General features: G+C 60.2%; 21 protein-coding genes and 2 pseudogenes. 19 read left to right on the top strand and 4 right to left on the bottom strand.

Annotation, left to right across the window (positions count from 1 at the left end; genetic code table 11):
* Positions 1-3: 3 nt before the first annotated feature.
* From rpmC to rplQ, 18 genes are all read left to right on the top strand, one after another.
* Complete coding sequence (gene rpmC / locus ACU8HS_RS01420) at positions 4-204, top strand: 50S ribosomal protein L29 (RefSeq protein WP_007531673.1); 201 nt, start codon at positions 4-6, stop codon at positions 202-204.
* Positions 205-216: 12 nt separating this feature from the next.
* Positions 217-456, top strand: a complete 240-nt coding sequence (gene rpsQ, locus ACU8HS_RS01415) for a 30S ribosomal protein S17 (RefSeq protein WP_018115517.1) — start codon at positions 217-219, stop codon at positions 454-456.
* Between the two features lie 261 nt (positions 457-717).
* Positions 718-1,086 carry a 50S ribosomal protein L14 gene (gene rplN / locus ACU8HS_RS01410; protein ID WP_003573790.1) on the top strand — a complete coding sequence of 123 codons (369 nt, stop codon included), beginning with the start codon at positions 718-720 and terminating at the stop codon, positions 1,084-1,086.
* A gap of 12 nt (positions 1,087-1,098) precedes the next feature.
* On the top strand, positions 1,099-1,407 hold the full coding sequence (gene rplX, locus ACU8HS_RS01405) for a 50S ribosomal protein L24 (RefSeq protein WP_112572303.1): 309 nt from the start codon (positions 1,099-1,101) through the stop codon (positions 1,405-1,407).
* Complete coding sequence (gene rplE, locus ACU8HS_RS01400; RefSeq protein ID WP_112572301.1) at positions 1,400-1,957, top strand: 50S ribosomal protein L5; 558 nt, start codon at positions 1,400-1,402, stop codon at positions 1,955-1,957. The genes rplX and rplE overlap by 8 nt, the downstream gene beginning before the upstream one ends.
* A gap of 32 nt (positions 1,958-1,989) precedes the next feature.
* Entirely contained in the window at positions 1,990-2,295 is a 306-nt protein-coding gene (rpsN, locus tag ACU8HS_RS01395) for a 30S ribosomal protein S14 (RefSeq protein WP_018115514.1), read from the top strand.
* A 12-nt stretch (positions 2,296-2,307) separates the two neighbouring features.
* Complete coding sequence (rpsH, locus tag ACU8HS_RS01390; protein WP_112572299.1) at positions 2,308-2,706, top strand: 30S ribosomal protein S8; 399 nt, start codon at positions 2,308-2,310, stop codon at positions 2,704-2,706.
* 42 nt (positions 2,707-2,748) lie between these two features.
* The gene (gene rplF, locus ACU8HS_RS01385) at positions 2,749-3,282 is read left to right on the top strand and encodes a 50S ribosomal protein L6 (RefSeq protein ID WP_112572297.1); all 534 of its coding nucleotides are present in this window, start codon (positions 2,749-2,751) and stop codon (positions 3,280-3,282) included.
* Between the two features lie 12 nt (positions 3,283-3,294).
* Positions 3,295-3,657, top strand: a complete 363-nt coding sequence (gene rplR, locus ACU8HS_RS01380; RefSeq protein WP_447015285.1) for a 50S ribosomal protein L18 — start codon at positions 3,295-3,297, stop codon at positions 3,655-3,657.
* Between the two features lie 132 nt (positions 3,658-3,789).
* Complete coding sequence (rpsE, locus tag ACU8HS_RS01375) at positions 3,790-4,359, top strand: 30S ribosomal protein S5 (protein ID WP_112572295.1); 570 nt, start codon at positions 3,790-3,792, stop codon at positions 4,357-4,359.
* A gap of 13 nt (positions 4,360-4,372) precedes the next feature.
* A complete protein-coding gene (gene rpmD / locus ACU8HS_RS01370) occupies positions 4,373-4,582 on the top strand; it encodes a 50S ribosomal protein L30 (protein ID WP_007812887.1) in 210 nt (69 codons plus the stop codon).
* A gap of 16 nt (positions 4,583-4,598) precedes the next feature.
* Positions 4,599-5,072, top strand: a complete 474-nt coding sequence (rplO, locus tag ACU8HS_RS01365) for a 50S ribosomal protein L15 (protein WP_112572293.1) — start codon at positions 4,599-4,601, stop codon at positions 5,070-5,072.
* Positions 5,073-5,306: 234 nt separating this feature from the next.
* Positions 5,307-6,647: a preprotein translocase subunit SecY gene (gene secY / locus ACU8HS_RS01360; RefSeq protein ID WP_112572291.1), complete on the top strand. Its 1,341-nt coding sequence runs from the start codon at positions 5,307-5,309 to the stop codon at positions 6,645-6,647.
* Positions 6,644-7,294: an adenylate kinase gene (locus tag ACU8HS_RS01355; protein ID WP_112572289.1), complete on the top strand. Its 651-nt coding sequence runs from the start codon at positions 6,644-6,646 to the stop codon at positions 7,292-7,294. Before secY ends, ACU8HS_RS01355 begins: the two co-directional genes overlap by 4 nt.
* Before the next feature lie 219 nt (positions 7,295-7,513).
* Positions 7,514-7,882: a 30S ribosomal protein S13 gene (rpsM, locus tag ACU8HS_RS01350; protein WP_112572287.1), complete on the top strand. Its 369-nt coding sequence runs from the start codon at positions 7,514-7,516 to the stop codon at positions 7,880-7,882.
* A 133-nt stretch (positions 7,883-8,015) separates the two neighbouring features.
* The gene (gene rpsK / locus ACU8HS_RS01345) at positions 8,016-8,405 is read left to right on the top strand and encodes a 30S ribosomal protein S11 (RefSeq protein ID WP_003547577.1); all 390 of its coding nucleotides are present in this window, start codon (positions 8,016-8,018) and stop codon (positions 8,403-8,405) included.
* 97 nt (positions 8,406-8,502) lie between these two features.
* A complete protein-coding gene (locus ACU8HS_RS01340; protein ID WP_112572285.1) occupies positions 8,503-9,513 on the top strand; it encodes a DNA-directed RNA polymerase subunit alpha in 1,011 nt (336 codons plus the stop codon).
* Positions 9,514-9,691: 178 nt separating this feature from the next.
* A complete protein-coding gene (gene rplQ, locus ACU8HS_RS01335) occupies positions 9,692-10,114 on the top strand; it encodes a 50S ribosomal protein L17 (RefSeq protein ID WP_112572283.1) in 423 nt (140 codons plus the stop codon).
* On the opposite strand, the gene ACU8HS_RS01330 is transcribed toward rplQ, so the two are convergent.
* Together ACU8HS_RS01330 and ACU8HS_RS01325 are read right to left on the bottom strand one after the other, a co-directional pair.
* Positions 10,111-10,269, bottom strand: coding sequence for a hypothetical protein (locus ACU8HS_RS01330; protein WP_447015284.1), 159 nt, complete (start codon positions 10,267-10,269; stop codon positions 10,111-10,113). The two genes, rplQ and ACU8HS_RS01330, sit on opposite strands and share 4 nt — an antisense overlap.
* Positions 10,266-10,425 (bottom strand): annotated as a pseudogene (locus ACU8HS_RS01325) (transposase); the annotation flags it as partial. The gene ACU8HS_RS01330 and the pseudogene ACU8HS_RS01325, both read right to left, overlap by 4 nt.
* On the opposite strand from ACU8HS_RS01325, the pseudogene ACU8HS_RS01320 reads away from it, so the two are divergent.
* A pseudogene (locus ACU8HS_RS01320) lies at positions 10,415-10,555 on the top strand (DUF2809 domain-containing protein); the annotation flags it as partial. The pseudogenes ACU8HS_RS01325 and ACU8HS_RS01320 overlap by 11 nt on opposite strands.
* A 41-nt stretch (positions 10,556-10,596) precedes the next feature.
* On the opposite strand, the gene msrQ reads toward ACU8HS_RS01320, so the two are convergent.
* Both msrQ and msrP read right to left on the bottom strand, forming a co-directional pair.
* Positions 10,597-11,256, bottom strand: coding sequence for a protein-methionine-sulfoxide reductase heme-binding subunit MsrQ (gene msrQ / locus ACU8HS_RS01315; RefSeq protein WP_112704955.1), 660 nt, complete (start codon positions 11,254-11,256; stop codon positions 10,597-10,599).
* On the bottom strand, positions 11,256-12,203 hold the full coding sequence (msrP, locus tag ACU8HS_RS01310) for a protein-methionine-sulfoxide reductase catalytic subunit MsrP (protein WP_447015283.1): 948 nt from the start codon (positions 12,201-12,203) through the stop codon (positions 11,256-11,258). The genes msrQ and msrP overlap by 1 nt, the downstream gene beginning before the upstream one ends.
* Between the last annotated feature and the right edge of the window lie 50 nt (positions 12,204-12,253).

The raw sequence follows: 12,253 nt of genomic DNA, 5'->3' as shown, positions 1-12,253 counted from the left end.
ACGATGAAAGCCGAAGAAGTACGCGGCCTCACGGCCGACCAGCTCAAGGACAAGCTTGCCGACCTGAAGAAGGAGCAGTTCAACCTGCGCTTCCAGAAGGCGACCGGCCAGCTCGAAAAGTCCTCGCGCATCAACGAAGTCCGCAAGGACATCGCCCGCGTCAAAACCATTGCCCGCCAGAAGGCGGCAGAAGCAAAGGCTTAAAGGAAGAAGAACATGCCGAAGCGCATTCTGCAGGGCGTCGTGGTTGGTGACAAGAACGAGAAGACTGTCGTAGTTCGTGTTGAGCGTCGTTTCGCTCATCCGCTGCTGCAGAAGACCGTTCGTCGTTCCAAGAAGTACAAGGCCCACGACGAAAACAATCAGTACAAGATCGGCGATATCGTCTCCATCGAGGAGTGCGCACCGATCTCGAAGGACAAGCGCTGGACGGTCGTTGCCGCCCAGGCCAAGTAAGAATTTCGCGCGAGGCCTTGCGTCTCGCGGAAATTTCTGTATGAAGCAGCGTCGGAACGCTCGAATGCCGGGCGTTCTTTTGCTTTGAGCGCACGGAAGGTCCCGTTTGGGAAACCACCCTGGCAACGATCTACCCCGCGCTATTCAAGCTATTGCCGTGTTTTCGCTGTCCTCGTGACGAGCGGCCGGCAGACAATTTTCATAAGCCGGAAGAGGGGGCTTTGCCCAACCATTCCGGTAAGAACAAGAAGGCGACCTGATATGATTCAGATGCAAACAAACCTCGATGTGGCGGATAATTCCGGCGCACGTCGTGTCATGTGCATCAAGGTGCTGGGCGGCTCGAAGCGCAAGTATGCCTCGATCGGCGACGTCATCGTCGTTTCGATCAAGGAAGCTATTCCGCGCGGCCGTGTGAAGAAGGGTGACGTGATGAAGGCGGTTGTCGTTCGCACCGCCAAGGACATCCGTCGTCCGGATGGCTCCGTCATCCGCTTCGACACCAACGCAGCAGTCCTCATCGACAACAAGAAAGAGCCGATCGGCACCCGTATCTTCGGACCGGTTCCGCGCGAACTTCGCGCAAAGAACCACATGAAGATCATCTCGCTGGCTCCCGAAGTACTGTAAGGAGCGGGAACGATGCAGAAGATTCGTAAGGGCGACAAGGTCGTCATGCTCGCAGGCAAGGACAAGGGCCGCACCGGCGAAGTCCTTCAGGTCCTGCCGAAGGAAGATCGCGCCGTCGTTCGCGGCGTAAACGTCGTAAAGCGCCACCAGCGCCAGACGCAGACCCAGGAAGCCGGTATCATTTCCAAGGAAGCCCCGGTCCACCTGTCCAACGTCGCGATCGTCGACAAGGACGGCAAGCCGACCCGCGTCGGCTTCAAGGTTGTTGACGGCAAGAAGGTCCGCGTGGCCAAGCGTTCGGGAGAAGTGATCGATGGCTGAGGCAAAGTACGAGCCGCGGCTCAAGAAGGAATATGTTGAGCGGATCCGCAAGGCGCTGCAGGAGAAGTACTCCTACGCCAACGAGATGCAGATCCCCAAGCTCGACAAGATCGTCATCAACATGGGTGTTGGTGAAGCGACGGCTGACTCCAAGAAGCCCACCGTTGCCGCCGCCGACCTGGCCGCCATCGCTGGCCAGAAGCCGGTCATCACCCGCGCACGCAACTCTATCGCTGGCTTCAAGGTCCGCGAAAACATGCCGATCGGCGCGAAGGTCACTCTGCGCGGCGCCCGCATGTACGAGTTCCTGGATCGCCTGGTCAACATCGCGCTTCCGCGCGTTCGCGACTTCCGCGGCCTGAACCCGAAGAGCTTTGACGGCCGTGGCAACTTCGCCATGGGCATCAAGGAGCACATTGTGTTCCCTGAAATCAACTACGACAAGGTTGATCAGATGTGGGGCATGGACATCATCGTTTGCACGACGGCCAAGACCGACGACGAAGCTCGCACGCTCCTCACGGAGTTCAGCTTCCCGTTCCGTCAGTAACCGTAACGACGAGCGTAGAAAAGGAACCTGACATGGCGAAGACAAGCGCAGTTGAAAAGAACAAGCGCCGCCGTAATACGGTCGCAAACCAGGCTGCCAAGCGTGCTGCCCTGAAGGCGATCATCATGAACCAGGCTCTTCCGATCGAAGAGCGGTTCAAGGCCTCGATCAAGCTGGCATCCCTGCCGCGCGACGGATCGAAGACCCGCATTCGCAACCGTTGCGAAGTGTCCGGTCGTCCGCGCGCTTACTACCGCAAACTGCGCATGTCGCGTATCGCGCTGCGCGAACTGGGCAATCTCGGCAAGGTGCCGGGCATCGTCAAGTCGAGCTGGTAAGGAGCAGGTTAGATGACAATGACTGATCCGTTGGGCGATATGCTCACCCGCATCCGCAACGGCGCTTCGCGTCGCAAGTCGTCGGTTTCGACGCCTGCTTCCAAGCTCCGTGCGCGTGTTCTCGATGTGCTCCAGGCCGAAGGCTACATCCGTGGCTACTCCGTCGTCGATTTCGGCAACGGCAAGTCCGAGCTCAACATCGAACTCAAGTACTATGAAGGCGCATCGGTGATCCGCGAGATCGGCCGTGTGTCCAAGCCGGGCCGCCGGGTTTATGTCTCGGTCAAGTCCATTCCGCAGGTCGCGAACGGCCTCGGCATCACCATCCTTTCGACCCCGAAGGGCGTGATGGCCGATCACCAGGCTCGCGAACAGAACGTTGGTGGCGAGGTTCTCTGCTCGGTCTTCTAAGACAGGGCAGGGGTCTCCATAGCGAACAGACAGGATAGAAACATGTCTCGTATCGGTAAGAAGCCCGTTCAGGTGCCTGCTGGGATCACGGCTACGGTCGATGGCCAGAAGGTCTCCGCTAAGGGTCCGAAGGGCGAGCTGTTTTTCGTCGCGAATGATGAAATCAGCGTCAAGCTCGAAAACAATGCGGTCGTCGTAACGCCGCTCTCCCAGACGAAGGATGCTCGGTCCAAGTGGGGCATGTCCCGCACGATGATCGAAAACATCTTCAAGGGCGTCAAGGACGGCTTCGAGCGCAAGCTCGAAATCAACGGCGTCGGTTATCGTGCCGCCATGCAGGGCAAGAACCTGCAGCTGGCGCTCGGTTTCAGCCACGACGTGGTCTATGAGCCGCCGCAGGGCATCACGATCGCTGTGCCGAAGCCGACGGAAATCGTCGTCACCGGCATCAACAAGCAGCAGGTCGGCCAGGTCGCCGCCGAGATCCGCGAATATCGCGGTCCGGAGCCCTACAAGGGCAAGGGCGTCAAGTATGCCGAAGAGCGGATTGTCCGCAAAGAAGGCAAGAAGAAGTAAGGATCACGCGAAATGGCTAGCAGGAAAGAAGCACTTGCACGTCGCGCCAACCGCGTGCGCCGTCACATCAAGTCGGTGGCCAATGGCCGTCCGCGCCTGTCGGTTCATCGCTCGTCGAAGAACATCTACGCTCAGGTCATCGACGATGTCGCCGGCAAGACGCTTGCCGCTGCATCGACCCTCGACAAGGATCTGCGCGGTTCTCTGAAGACCGGCGCCGACACCGCAGCAGCTGCCCTCGTCGGCAAGCTCGTTGCAGAACGCGCTTCGAAGGCGGGCGTCACCGAGGTCGTCTTCGACCGCGGCGCCTTCATCTATCACGGCCGCATCAAGGCCCTGGCAGATGCAGCCCGCGAAGGCGGTCTGACCTTCTAATCAGTTTCCGGCCGAAGCCTTTCTGAGCCTTCGGCCGGATCTCACCGGACCGCAGATCGTTCCCTTGGGGAAGGCGATGCGGTCCTCGTTTTGTTTGCCGATTGCACCCGGAAAAGAAAAAGGAAGAGGACAATGGCACAGGAAAGAAGGCCGCAGCGGGAAGACCGCCAGAGCCGTGAAGAGCGCGATAGCGAATTCGTCGACAAGCTGGTCGCGATCAACCGCGTCGCAAAGGTTGTCAAGGGTGGCCGTCGCTTCGGCTTCGCCGCTCTCGTCGTCGTCGGCGACCAGAAGGGCCGCGTCGGCTTCGGTCACGGCAAGGCACGCGAAGTGCCGGAAGCCATCCGCAAGGCAACCGAAAGCGCAAAGCGCGACATGATCTTCGTACCGCTGCGTGACGGCCGTACGCTGCATCACGACGTTCATGGCCGTCATGGCGCCGGCAAGGTTCTGCTGCGCTCGGCCAAGGTCGGTACCGGTATCATCGCCGGTGGTCCGATGCGCGCCGTTTTCGAAACGCTCGGCGTCCATGACGTCGTCGCCAAGTCGACCGGTTCGTCGAACCCCTACAACATGGTTCGCGCCACCTTCGACGCTCTGAAGCACCAGGTTCACCCGAAGGACATCGCAGCCCAGCGCGGCATCAAGTATGCTACGCTCCAGGCTCGCCGTGCCGCTTCTGGCAACGCCTCTGAAGAATAAGAGGAGCTGACCAATGGCCAAGGCTACCAAGAAGGCTGAAGCGAAGACTGTCACGATCGAACAGATCGGCAGCCCGATTCGCCGTCCGGACGTCCAGCAGCGCACGCTGATCGGTCTCGGACTGAACAAGATGCACCGTCGCCGCACGCTGGAAGACACTCCGGCCGTTCGTGGCATGATCCGTGCAGTCCAGCATCTCGTTCGCGTCGTCGACGAGAAGTGAGACCGGAGTAACGCTCATGAAACTCAATGAAATCAAGGATAACGAAGGCTCTACTCACTCGCGCAAGCGCCTCGGCCGCGGTATCGGCTCGGGCTCCGGCAAGACCGGCGGTCGCGGTGTGAAGGGTCAGAAGTCCCGCTCGGGCGTCGCCATCAACGGCTTCGAAGGCGGTCAGATGCCCATCTACCGTCGCCTGCCGAAGCGCGGCTTCAACAACATCTTCGCGGCTGACTACGTCGTCGTATCGCTGGCACGCATCCAGGCTGCCGTCGATGCCGGCAAGCTCGACGCGAAGGCGACCGTTGATGCGGCTGCTCTGAAGGCTGCCGGCGTCATCCGCCGCGCCAAGGACGGCGTTCGCGTTCTCGCCGATGGCGAGCTCAAGGCCAAGATCACGCTCGAAGTTGCAGGCGCTTCCAAGTCTGCCGTCGAGAAGATCGAAAAGGCCGGCGGCAAGGTAACGCTTCTTTCTGCCGCAGCGGCAGAATAATAAACTCATGATATATCGCCCGGGGTGCTTCACACCGGGCGATTTTGCTCCCATATGTGAGCCTCACGAAAACTGTCTGGACGCGGCTTGCGCCAGGGCGGTAAGACTGGAAACGAGGGTGAGGCACAGGGTTGCGCCAGCGATCCGTCCGAAGCCCGGTTTTTAAAAGAAATTCATACTGATTCCGGTGCCGGCCATCTCGAGAGCGCCGGAATTGGTAGCGCGGAGAAACGCATGGCTTCTGCAGCGGAACAACTGGCATCAAACCTCAATTTTTCGACCTTCGCCAAGGCCGAGGATCTTAAGAAGCGCCTGTGGTTCACACTGGCAGCTCTCCTCGTCTACCGGCTGGGCACCCACATTCCGCTTCCGGGCCTCAATCCGCAGGCCTATGCCCAGGCTTTCCAGGGCCAGGCTGGCGGCATTCTCGGCCTCTTCAACATGTTTTCGGGCGGCGCCGTGCAGCGCATGGCGATCTTCGCGCTCGGCATCATGCCCTATATCTCCGCCTCGATCATCGTGCAGCTCATGACCTCGGTCGTGCCGGCGCTCGAAAATCTCAAGAAGGAAGGCGAGCAGGGCCGCAAGATCATCAACCAGTATACCCGCTACGGCACGGTCATCCTCGGCGCGCTGCAGGCCTATGGCATTGCCGTCGGTCTTGAGAGCGGCAACGGCCTCGTCGTCGATCCGGGCTGGTTCTTCCGTATCTCGACCGTTCTGACGCTGCTTGGCGGCACCATGTTCCTGATGTGGCTCGGCGAGCAGATAACCTCGCGCGGCATCGGTAACGGCATTTCCCTGATCATCTTTGCAGGCATTGCCGCCGGCCTTCCGTCCGCGCTTGCCGGCACGCTGGAACTTGGCCGCACCGGCGCGCTGTCGACGACGCTCATCCTGGCCGTCATCGTCGTCGCCATCGCCGTCATTGCCGTCATCGTCTTCGTCGAACGTGCGCAGCGCCGTCTGCTGATCCAGTATCCGAAGCGCCAGGTCGGCAACCGCATGTTCCAGGGCGACACCTCGCACCTGCCGCTGAAGCTGAACACGTCCGGCGTCATTCCGGCAATCTTCGCATCGTCGCTGCTGCTGCTGCCGGCGACGGTCGCAGGTTTTGCCAACACGACGGCGATGCCGGCCTGGGCGACCTCCATCGTTGCGGCACTCGGCCACGGCCAGCCGCTCTACATGGTCCTTTACGCGGCGCTCATTGCCTTCTTTGCCTTCTTCTACACGGCCATCGTCTTCAATCCGAAGGACACGGCCGACAATCTGAAGAAGCATGGCGGCTTCATCCCCGGCATCCGCCCGGGCGAACGCACCGCCGAATATATCGACTACGTGCTGACCCGTATCACGGTGATCGGCGCGATCTATCTCGTCTTCGTCTGCATCCTGCCTGAGATTCTGGTGTCGCAAACCGGCATCCCATTATCCCTTGGTGGGACTTCGCTTTTGATCGTGGTTAGCGTAACTCTTGATACGGTGGCTCAGATCCAGGGCCATCTGATCGCGCAGCAGTACGAAGGCCTGATCAAGAAATCGAAGCTGCGTGGAGGAAAGAGGGGGCGATGAGACTTATACTTTTGGGGCCGCCGGGCGCGGGTAAGGGGACCCAGGCCCAGCGGATCGTGGAAAAGCATGGCATTCCGCAGCTTTCCACGGGTGACATGCTGCGCGCCGCCGTTCAGGCCGGTACTGAAGTCGGCAAGCGCGCCAAGGCTGTCATGGACGCCGGAAACCTGGTCTCGGACGAGATTGTCAACGCCATCGTCTCCGAACGAATCGATCAGCCCGATTGCGCCAACGGCTTCATCCTCGACGGCTTCCCGCGCACGCTCGTGCAGGCGGATGCGACCGAGGCGATGCTGAAGACCAAGGGCCTCGACCTGTCTGTCGTCATCGAGTTTCGCGTCGACGACAAGGAGCTGGTCCGCCGCGTGGCCGGCCGTTACTCCTGCGCTGAGTGCGGCACCGTCTACCACGACACGGACAAGGTCCCGGCCAGGGAAGGCGTCTGCGACAAATGCGGTTCCACCCACTTCAAGCGCCGCCCGGACGACAATGCCGAGACCATGACCAAGCGTCTCGAGGTCTACTACAAGGAAACCTCGCCGCTCATCGGCTACTATTATGCCAAGGGCAAATTGAAGTCCGTGGACGGCATGGCCGAAATCGATCAGGTTACGACCGAGATCGAACGCATTCTTTCCGAGCTTTAAAGCTTTGAAAATAAACTTGGCGGGAGCGGTTGCTTTTTTGCACTGATTCCGCTAAACCGCGCCAACTCGCGACATTCCCTGCGATCGGCGCGGATTTCCCGAAGGAAGTCCGGGTTCGATCGTTTTGTGATGTTGAGAACCCGAATTTGAACGAGCGGCCTCTGGCTGCATAACGAAGCCCTATTGCCGGATGGCAACTGGAATGCAAGGAGAATAGGCGTGGCACGTATCGCTGGCGTCAACATCCCGACTGCAAAGCGCGTCGTCATCGCGCTGACCTACATTCACGGGATTGGACCGAAATTCGCGCAGGAGATCATCGAGAAGGTCGGTATTCCGGCTGATCGCCGCGTTCATCAGCTGACGGACGCTGAGATCCTTCAGATCCGCGAAACCATCGACCGCGATTATCAGGTCGAGGGCGATCTTCGTCGCGAAACCGCGATGAACATCAAGCGTCTGATGGACCTCGGCTGCTACCGCGGCCTGCGTCACCGTCGTGGCCTTCCGGTCCGCGGTCAGCGCACGCACACCAATGCCCGCACCCGCAAGGGTCCGGCAAAGGCGATCGCTGGTAAGAAGAAGTAATTTCCGGGAAACCGGGATGGGGAGGCTGGCGGTCTGCGCCGGCCTCTTTTGAGTTTGGAGCGGGACCATATAGGCGCCGTTCCGGTGTAGCCGCTGGGATTACGGCGGTGAAGAGATCCAAGAAAGGAATAGCATGGCTAAGGAAGCCGTCCGCGTTCGCCGTCGCGAACGTAAGAACATCTCGTCGGGTGTCGCTCACGTCAACTCGACCTTCAACAACACGATGATCACCATCACCGACGCGCAGGGCAATGCGATTGCATGGTCGTCGGCTGGCGCCAAGGGCTTCAAGGGCTCGCGCAAGTCGACCCCGTTCGCAGCCCAGATCGCTGCCGAAGACTGCGCCAAGAAGGCTCAGGAACACGGCATGAAGTCGCTGGAAGTCGAAGTCTGCGGCCCGGGCTCCGGCCGTGAATCGGCTCTGCGCGCGCTCCAGGCTGCCGGTTTCATGATCACGTCCATCCGCGACGTGACTCCGATCCCGCACAATGGCTGCCGTCCGCGCAAGAAGCGCCGCGTCTGATCATCGCTATCGTCACCGGTGAGCGCTCCGGCGTTCCCGGTGGTTTTCAAGCTCGGTTGCCACGATTGGATGGTGGCAACGAACGGAAGGCAAAATTATGATTCAGAAGAACTGGCAGGAATTGATCAAGCCGAACAAGGTGGAGTTCACTTCGAGCTCGCGCACCAAGGCGACTCTCGTTGCAGAGCCGCTTGAGCGCGGTTTCGGCCTCACCCTCGGCAACGCGCTGCGCCGCGTTCTGCTCTCCTCTCTGCGCGGTGCCGCTGTTACGGCCGTGCAGATCGACGGCGTGCTGCATGAATTCTCCTCGATTCCGGGCGTCCGCGAAGACGTGACGGACATCGTGCTCAACATCAAGGAAATCGCCATCAAGATGGATGGCGACGATGCCAAGCGCATGGTCGTGCGCAAGCAGGGTCCGGGTGTTGTAACGGCTGGCGACATCCAGACGGTCGGCGATATCGAAATCCTCAACCCCGAGCATGTCATCTGCACGCTCGACGAGGGCGCCGAAATCCGCATGGAATTCACCGTCAACAACGGCAAGGGCTATGTTCCGGCCGAGCGCAATCGTGCGGAAGATGCTCCGATCGGCCTCATCCCGGTCGACAGCCTCTATTCGCCGGTCAAGAAGGTGTCCTACAAGGTTGAAAACACCCGCGAAGGACAGGTTCTCGACTACGACAAGCTGACCATGACCATCGAAACCGATGGTTCTGTCTCCGGCGAAGATGCCGTCGCTTTCGCGGCTCGCATCCTGCAGGACCAGCTTGGCGTCTTCGTCAACTTCGACGAGCCGCAGAAGGAAGCCGAAGAAGAGGCAGTCACCGAACTGGCCTTCAACCCGGCGCTCCTCAAGAAGGTGGACGAACTCGAACTGTCCGTTCGTTCGGCAAACTGCCTGAAGAACGACAACATCGTCTACATCGGCGACCTTATTCAGAAGACCGAAGCAGAAATGCTCCGCACCCCGAACTTTGGTCGCAAGTCGCTGAACGAAATCAAGGAAGTTCTCGCTTCCATGGGCCTGCACCTCGGCATGGAAGTGCCGGCATGGCCGCCCGAGAACATCGAAGATCTCGCCAAGCGCTACGAAGACCAGTACTGAGCGGCGTGAGGAAAAGTGTGAAGCGGTTTTCCGCCCGCACGCCGATCGCAAGAACATAACAAAGGCAGGTTCTTTACGGCTGCCTTTCCCCGTCAAACAGCAGGCATATCGCCTGCATGTGCCAGGAAACGGCAGGCCCGGTAACGAAGTAAGGGCACTGCATTAAAGGAGAATAGCAATGCGCCACGCAAAGGCCGGCCGCAAGCTGAACAGAACCGCAAGCCATCGCAAGGCAATGTTTGCCAACATGGCTGCTTCGCTCATCACCCATGAGCAGATCGTAACGACCCTGCCGAAGGCGAAGGAAATTCGTCCGATCGTCGAGAAGCTCGTCACTCTCGGCAAGCGTGGCGACCTGCACGCTCGCCGTCAGGCGATTTCGCAGATCAAGGATGCCGCAGTCGTTTCGAAGCTTTTCGACACGATCGCCTCGCGCTACGCAACCCGCAACGGCGGCTACCTGCGTATCATGAAGGCCGGCTTCCGTCAGGGCGACAACGCTGCTCTCGCCGTCATCGAATTCGTTGACCGCGACACCTACGCAAAGGGCGCAGCCGACAAGGCCCGCGTCGCTGCTGAAGAGCAGTCTGTCGCCGCCTAAGATTTTCCGGTTTCGGAAAGCAGAAAAGCCGGGCTTAGCGCCCGGCTGAGACCGCTGACAAACCCGTCGATTTTTTCGGCGGGTTTTGTTTTTGAAGGTTTGGTTGTTTCCGGTTTGGCCGTGAGGCAGACGAAGTTGCGGCCTTTGGCCTTCATGTCATGGCTGGTTTGGGTGCTTTGGTGAGCGGCCATGGCGATCTTCTTGATGTTTTGGGCGGCGGCGGCAAGCAGGCATTGGCAGGCGACGCGGGTGAGACTTCGGAAGCGGGCATTGCGGTGGCCGTGAAGCTGCTTGGCATCGCTGCTTCGTCTCTATCACACACCCTGGCTCGATGCGTTTCGATTGACGACGGCAGGCGCGCCTCTGCTCGGCCGTGTCTTTTCGCTCTGGAATATTGTCGCCTATGCGATCGGCATCGCTGCGGCCCTGCTGCTTGATCCCATGCACTGGAAATCACCGCCGTCCGGCAATGGCGGACAGCCTCACGATGCGGAGGAAGCGACGGCGCGGCCGCGTGTGCGCCCCTGGCCTTTCTTCCGGCTGCGCCCGATCGGCTTATAGGAGCGGTAGAGGATGAGCGCGATGATCAGGCCGACATAGATATATTGCTCGAGGTCGAGAATCTTCGTCGATAAGGCGAAGTGCAGGGCTGCCGAGGCGGCGATGATATAGACGAGGCGGTGCAGCCAGATCCAGTTCTTGCCGAGCCTGCGGATCGAGACATTGTTGGAGGTGAGGGCGAGCGGCACGAGCATGGCGAGTGCAGCCATGCCGAACATGATGAAGGGGCGTTTGACCACGTCATCGATGACCGCCGCTATGTCCAGCGCCTGATCGAGCACCATGTAGACGGTGAAATGCATCAGCGCGTAGTAGAAGGTCAGAAGACCGAGCGCGCGGCGATAGCGCAGGTAGTTCCAGCCGAGGAGATCGCGGGCGGGCGTGACGGCAAGCGTCAGGATCAGGAAACGGATGGTCCAGATGCCGAGAAAGAGCTCGAATGTCTTCACCGGATCGGCGCCGAGCTGGTCCGTCGCACCGAGATAGAAGTTCCAGGCGGCGGGCACGAGCCCGACGGCATAGAGCAGCCAGACGGATGCCGGCTGCCAGCGCTTCGGGATGGCGAGCGAAAACGCCGTCATCAGAAATTCACCCTCAGATCCATGCCGTCATAGAGGCTGGCAACCTCGTCGGCATAGCCGTTGAAGGGCAGGGTGGGATGGCGACTGGCGCCGAAGAAGCCGCTTTCGCCAATCCGTCGCTCGCTCGCCTGGCTCCAGCGCGGATGGTCGACAGCCGGATTGACGTTGGCATAGAAGCCGTATTCCTGCGGGTTCGTCACCTGCCAGGTGTTCTTCGGCTGCTGATCGGTCAGCGTGATGCGCACGATCGACTTGATGCCCTTGAACCCATATTTCCAGGGCACGACGAGCCGAACCGGGGCGCCGTTCTGGTTCGGCAGCGTTTCGCCATAGAGCCCGACGGCAAGCAGCGTCAGCGGATGGCGCGCCTCGTCCATGCGCAGGCCCTCGACATAGGGCCAGTCCAGCGACTGGAAGAAGCCGGCCTGGCCGGGCATCTCCTCGGGACGCACGACGGTCTCGAAGGCGACATATTTGGCGCTTCCCTGCGGCTCCACCTTGTCGAGCAGCGAAGCAAGCGGAAAGCCGTTCCACGGAATGACCATCGACCAGCCCTCCACGCAGCGCATGCGGTAAACGCGCTCCTCGATCGGAAATTCCTTCATCAGCGCCTCGATATCGAAGGTGCCGGGCTTGTTGACCATGCCGTCGACCTTGATCGTCCAGGGCAAGGGTTTGAACTTGTCGGAAAGCGCGGCCGGATCGCCCTTGTCGAGGCCGAATTCGTAGAAATTGTTATAGGTGGTCACGTCCTTGAGCGGCGTCAGCTTCTCATCGACCGTGTACTTGCTCTTGACAGTGGTCAGCGCTGCCGCGCTCGCCTTGCCGGCGCCGTAGAGCGCGATCGCGCCGAACGCCGCGGCACCGAGAAATTCCCGGCGCTTCAGGTAGATCTCGCGCGGCGTGATTTCCGAAGAGCGGATCTTTGGCGGACGATAGGCTGGCATATCGAATTCCTCCTGGGCGAGGGCGGCCCGTGTGAGTTTTCAAACGCAAA

It is taken from the genome of Rhizobium sp. KDH_Rht_773_N (assembly GCF_052946295.1).
Note: the sequence above shows the minus strand (reverse complement) of the source record. Positions and strands in the feature narration are given on the sequence as shown.

Bases quoted from the DNA above. Each gene is read 5' to 3' on its own strand.
- rpmC (WP_007531673.1), top strand. From the start codon at position 4: ATGAAAGCCGAAGAAGTACGCGGCCTCACGGCCGACCAGCTCAAGGAC.
- rpsQ (WP_018115517.1), top strand. From the start codon at position 217: ATGCCGAAGCGCATTCTGCAGGGCGTCGTGGTTGGTGACAAGAACGAG.
- rplN (WP_003573790.1), top strand. From the start codon at position 718: ATGATTCAGATGCAAACAAACCTCGATGTGGCGGATAATTCCGGCGCA.
- rplX (WP_112572303.1), top strand. From the start codon at position 1,099: ATGCAGAAGATTCGTAAGGGCGACAAGGTCGTCATGCTCGCAGGCAAG.
- rplE (WP_112572301.1), top strand. From the start codon at position 1,400: ATGGCTGAGGCAAAGTACGAGCCGCGGCTCAAGAAGGAATATGTTGAG.
- rpsN (WP_018115514.1), top strand. From the start codon at position 1,990: ATGGCGAAGACAAGCGCAGTTGAAAAGAACAAGCGCCGCCGTAATACG.
- rpsH (WP_112572299.1), top strand. From the start codon at position 2,308: ATGACAATGACTGATCCGTTGGGCGATATGCTCACCCGCATCCGCAAC.
- rplF (WP_112572297.1), top strand. From the start codon at position 2,749: ATGTCTCGTATCGGTAAGAAGCCCGTTCAGGTGCCTGCTGGGATCACG.
- rplR (WP_447015285.1), top strand. From the start codon at position 3,295: ATGGCTAGCAGGAAAGAAGCACTTGCACGTCGCGCCAACCGCGTGCGC.
- rpsE (WP_112572295.1), top strand. From the start codon at position 3,790: ATGGCACAGGAAAGAAGGCCGCAGCGGGAAGACCGCCAGAGCCGTGAA.
- rpmD (WP_007812887.1), top strand. From the start codon at position 4,373: ATGGCCAAGGCTACCAAGAAGGCTGAAGCGAAGACTGTCACGATCGAA.
- rplO (WP_112572293.1), top strand. From the start codon at position 4,599: ATGAAACTCAATGAAATCAAGGATAACGAAGGCTCTACTCACTCGCGC.
- secY (WP_112572291.1), top strand. From the start codon at position 5,307: ATGGCTTCTGCAGCGGAACAACTGGCATCAAACCTCAATTTTTCGACC.
- ACU8HS_RS01355 (WP_112572289.1), top strand. From the start codon at position 6,644: ATGAGACTTATACTTTTGGGGCCGCCGGGCGCGGGTAAGGGGACCCAG.
- rpsK (WP_003547577.1), top strand. From the start codon at position 8,016: ATGGCTAAGGAAGCCGTCCGCGTTCGCCGTCGCGAACGTAAGAACATC.
- ACU8HS_RS01340 (WP_112572285.1), top strand. From the start codon at position 8,503: ATGATTCAGAAGAACTGGCAGGAATTGATCAAGCCGAACAAGGTGGAG.
- rplQ (WP_112572283.1), top strand. From the start codon at position 9,692: ATGCGCCACGCAAAGGCCGGCCGCAAGCTGAACAGAACCGCAAGCCAT.
- ACU8HS_RS01330 (WP_447015284.1), bottom strand. From the start codon at position 10,269: ATGAAGGCCAAAGGCCGCAACTTCGTCTGCCTCACGGCCAAACCGGAA.
- msrQ (WP_112704955.1), bottom strand. From the start codon at position 11,256: ATGACGGCGTTTTCGCTCGCCATCCCGAAGCGCTGGCAGCCGGCATCC.
- msrP (WP_447015283.1), bottom strand. From the start codon at position 12,203: ATGCCAGCCTATCGTCCGCCAAAGATCCGCTCTTCGGAAATCACGCCG.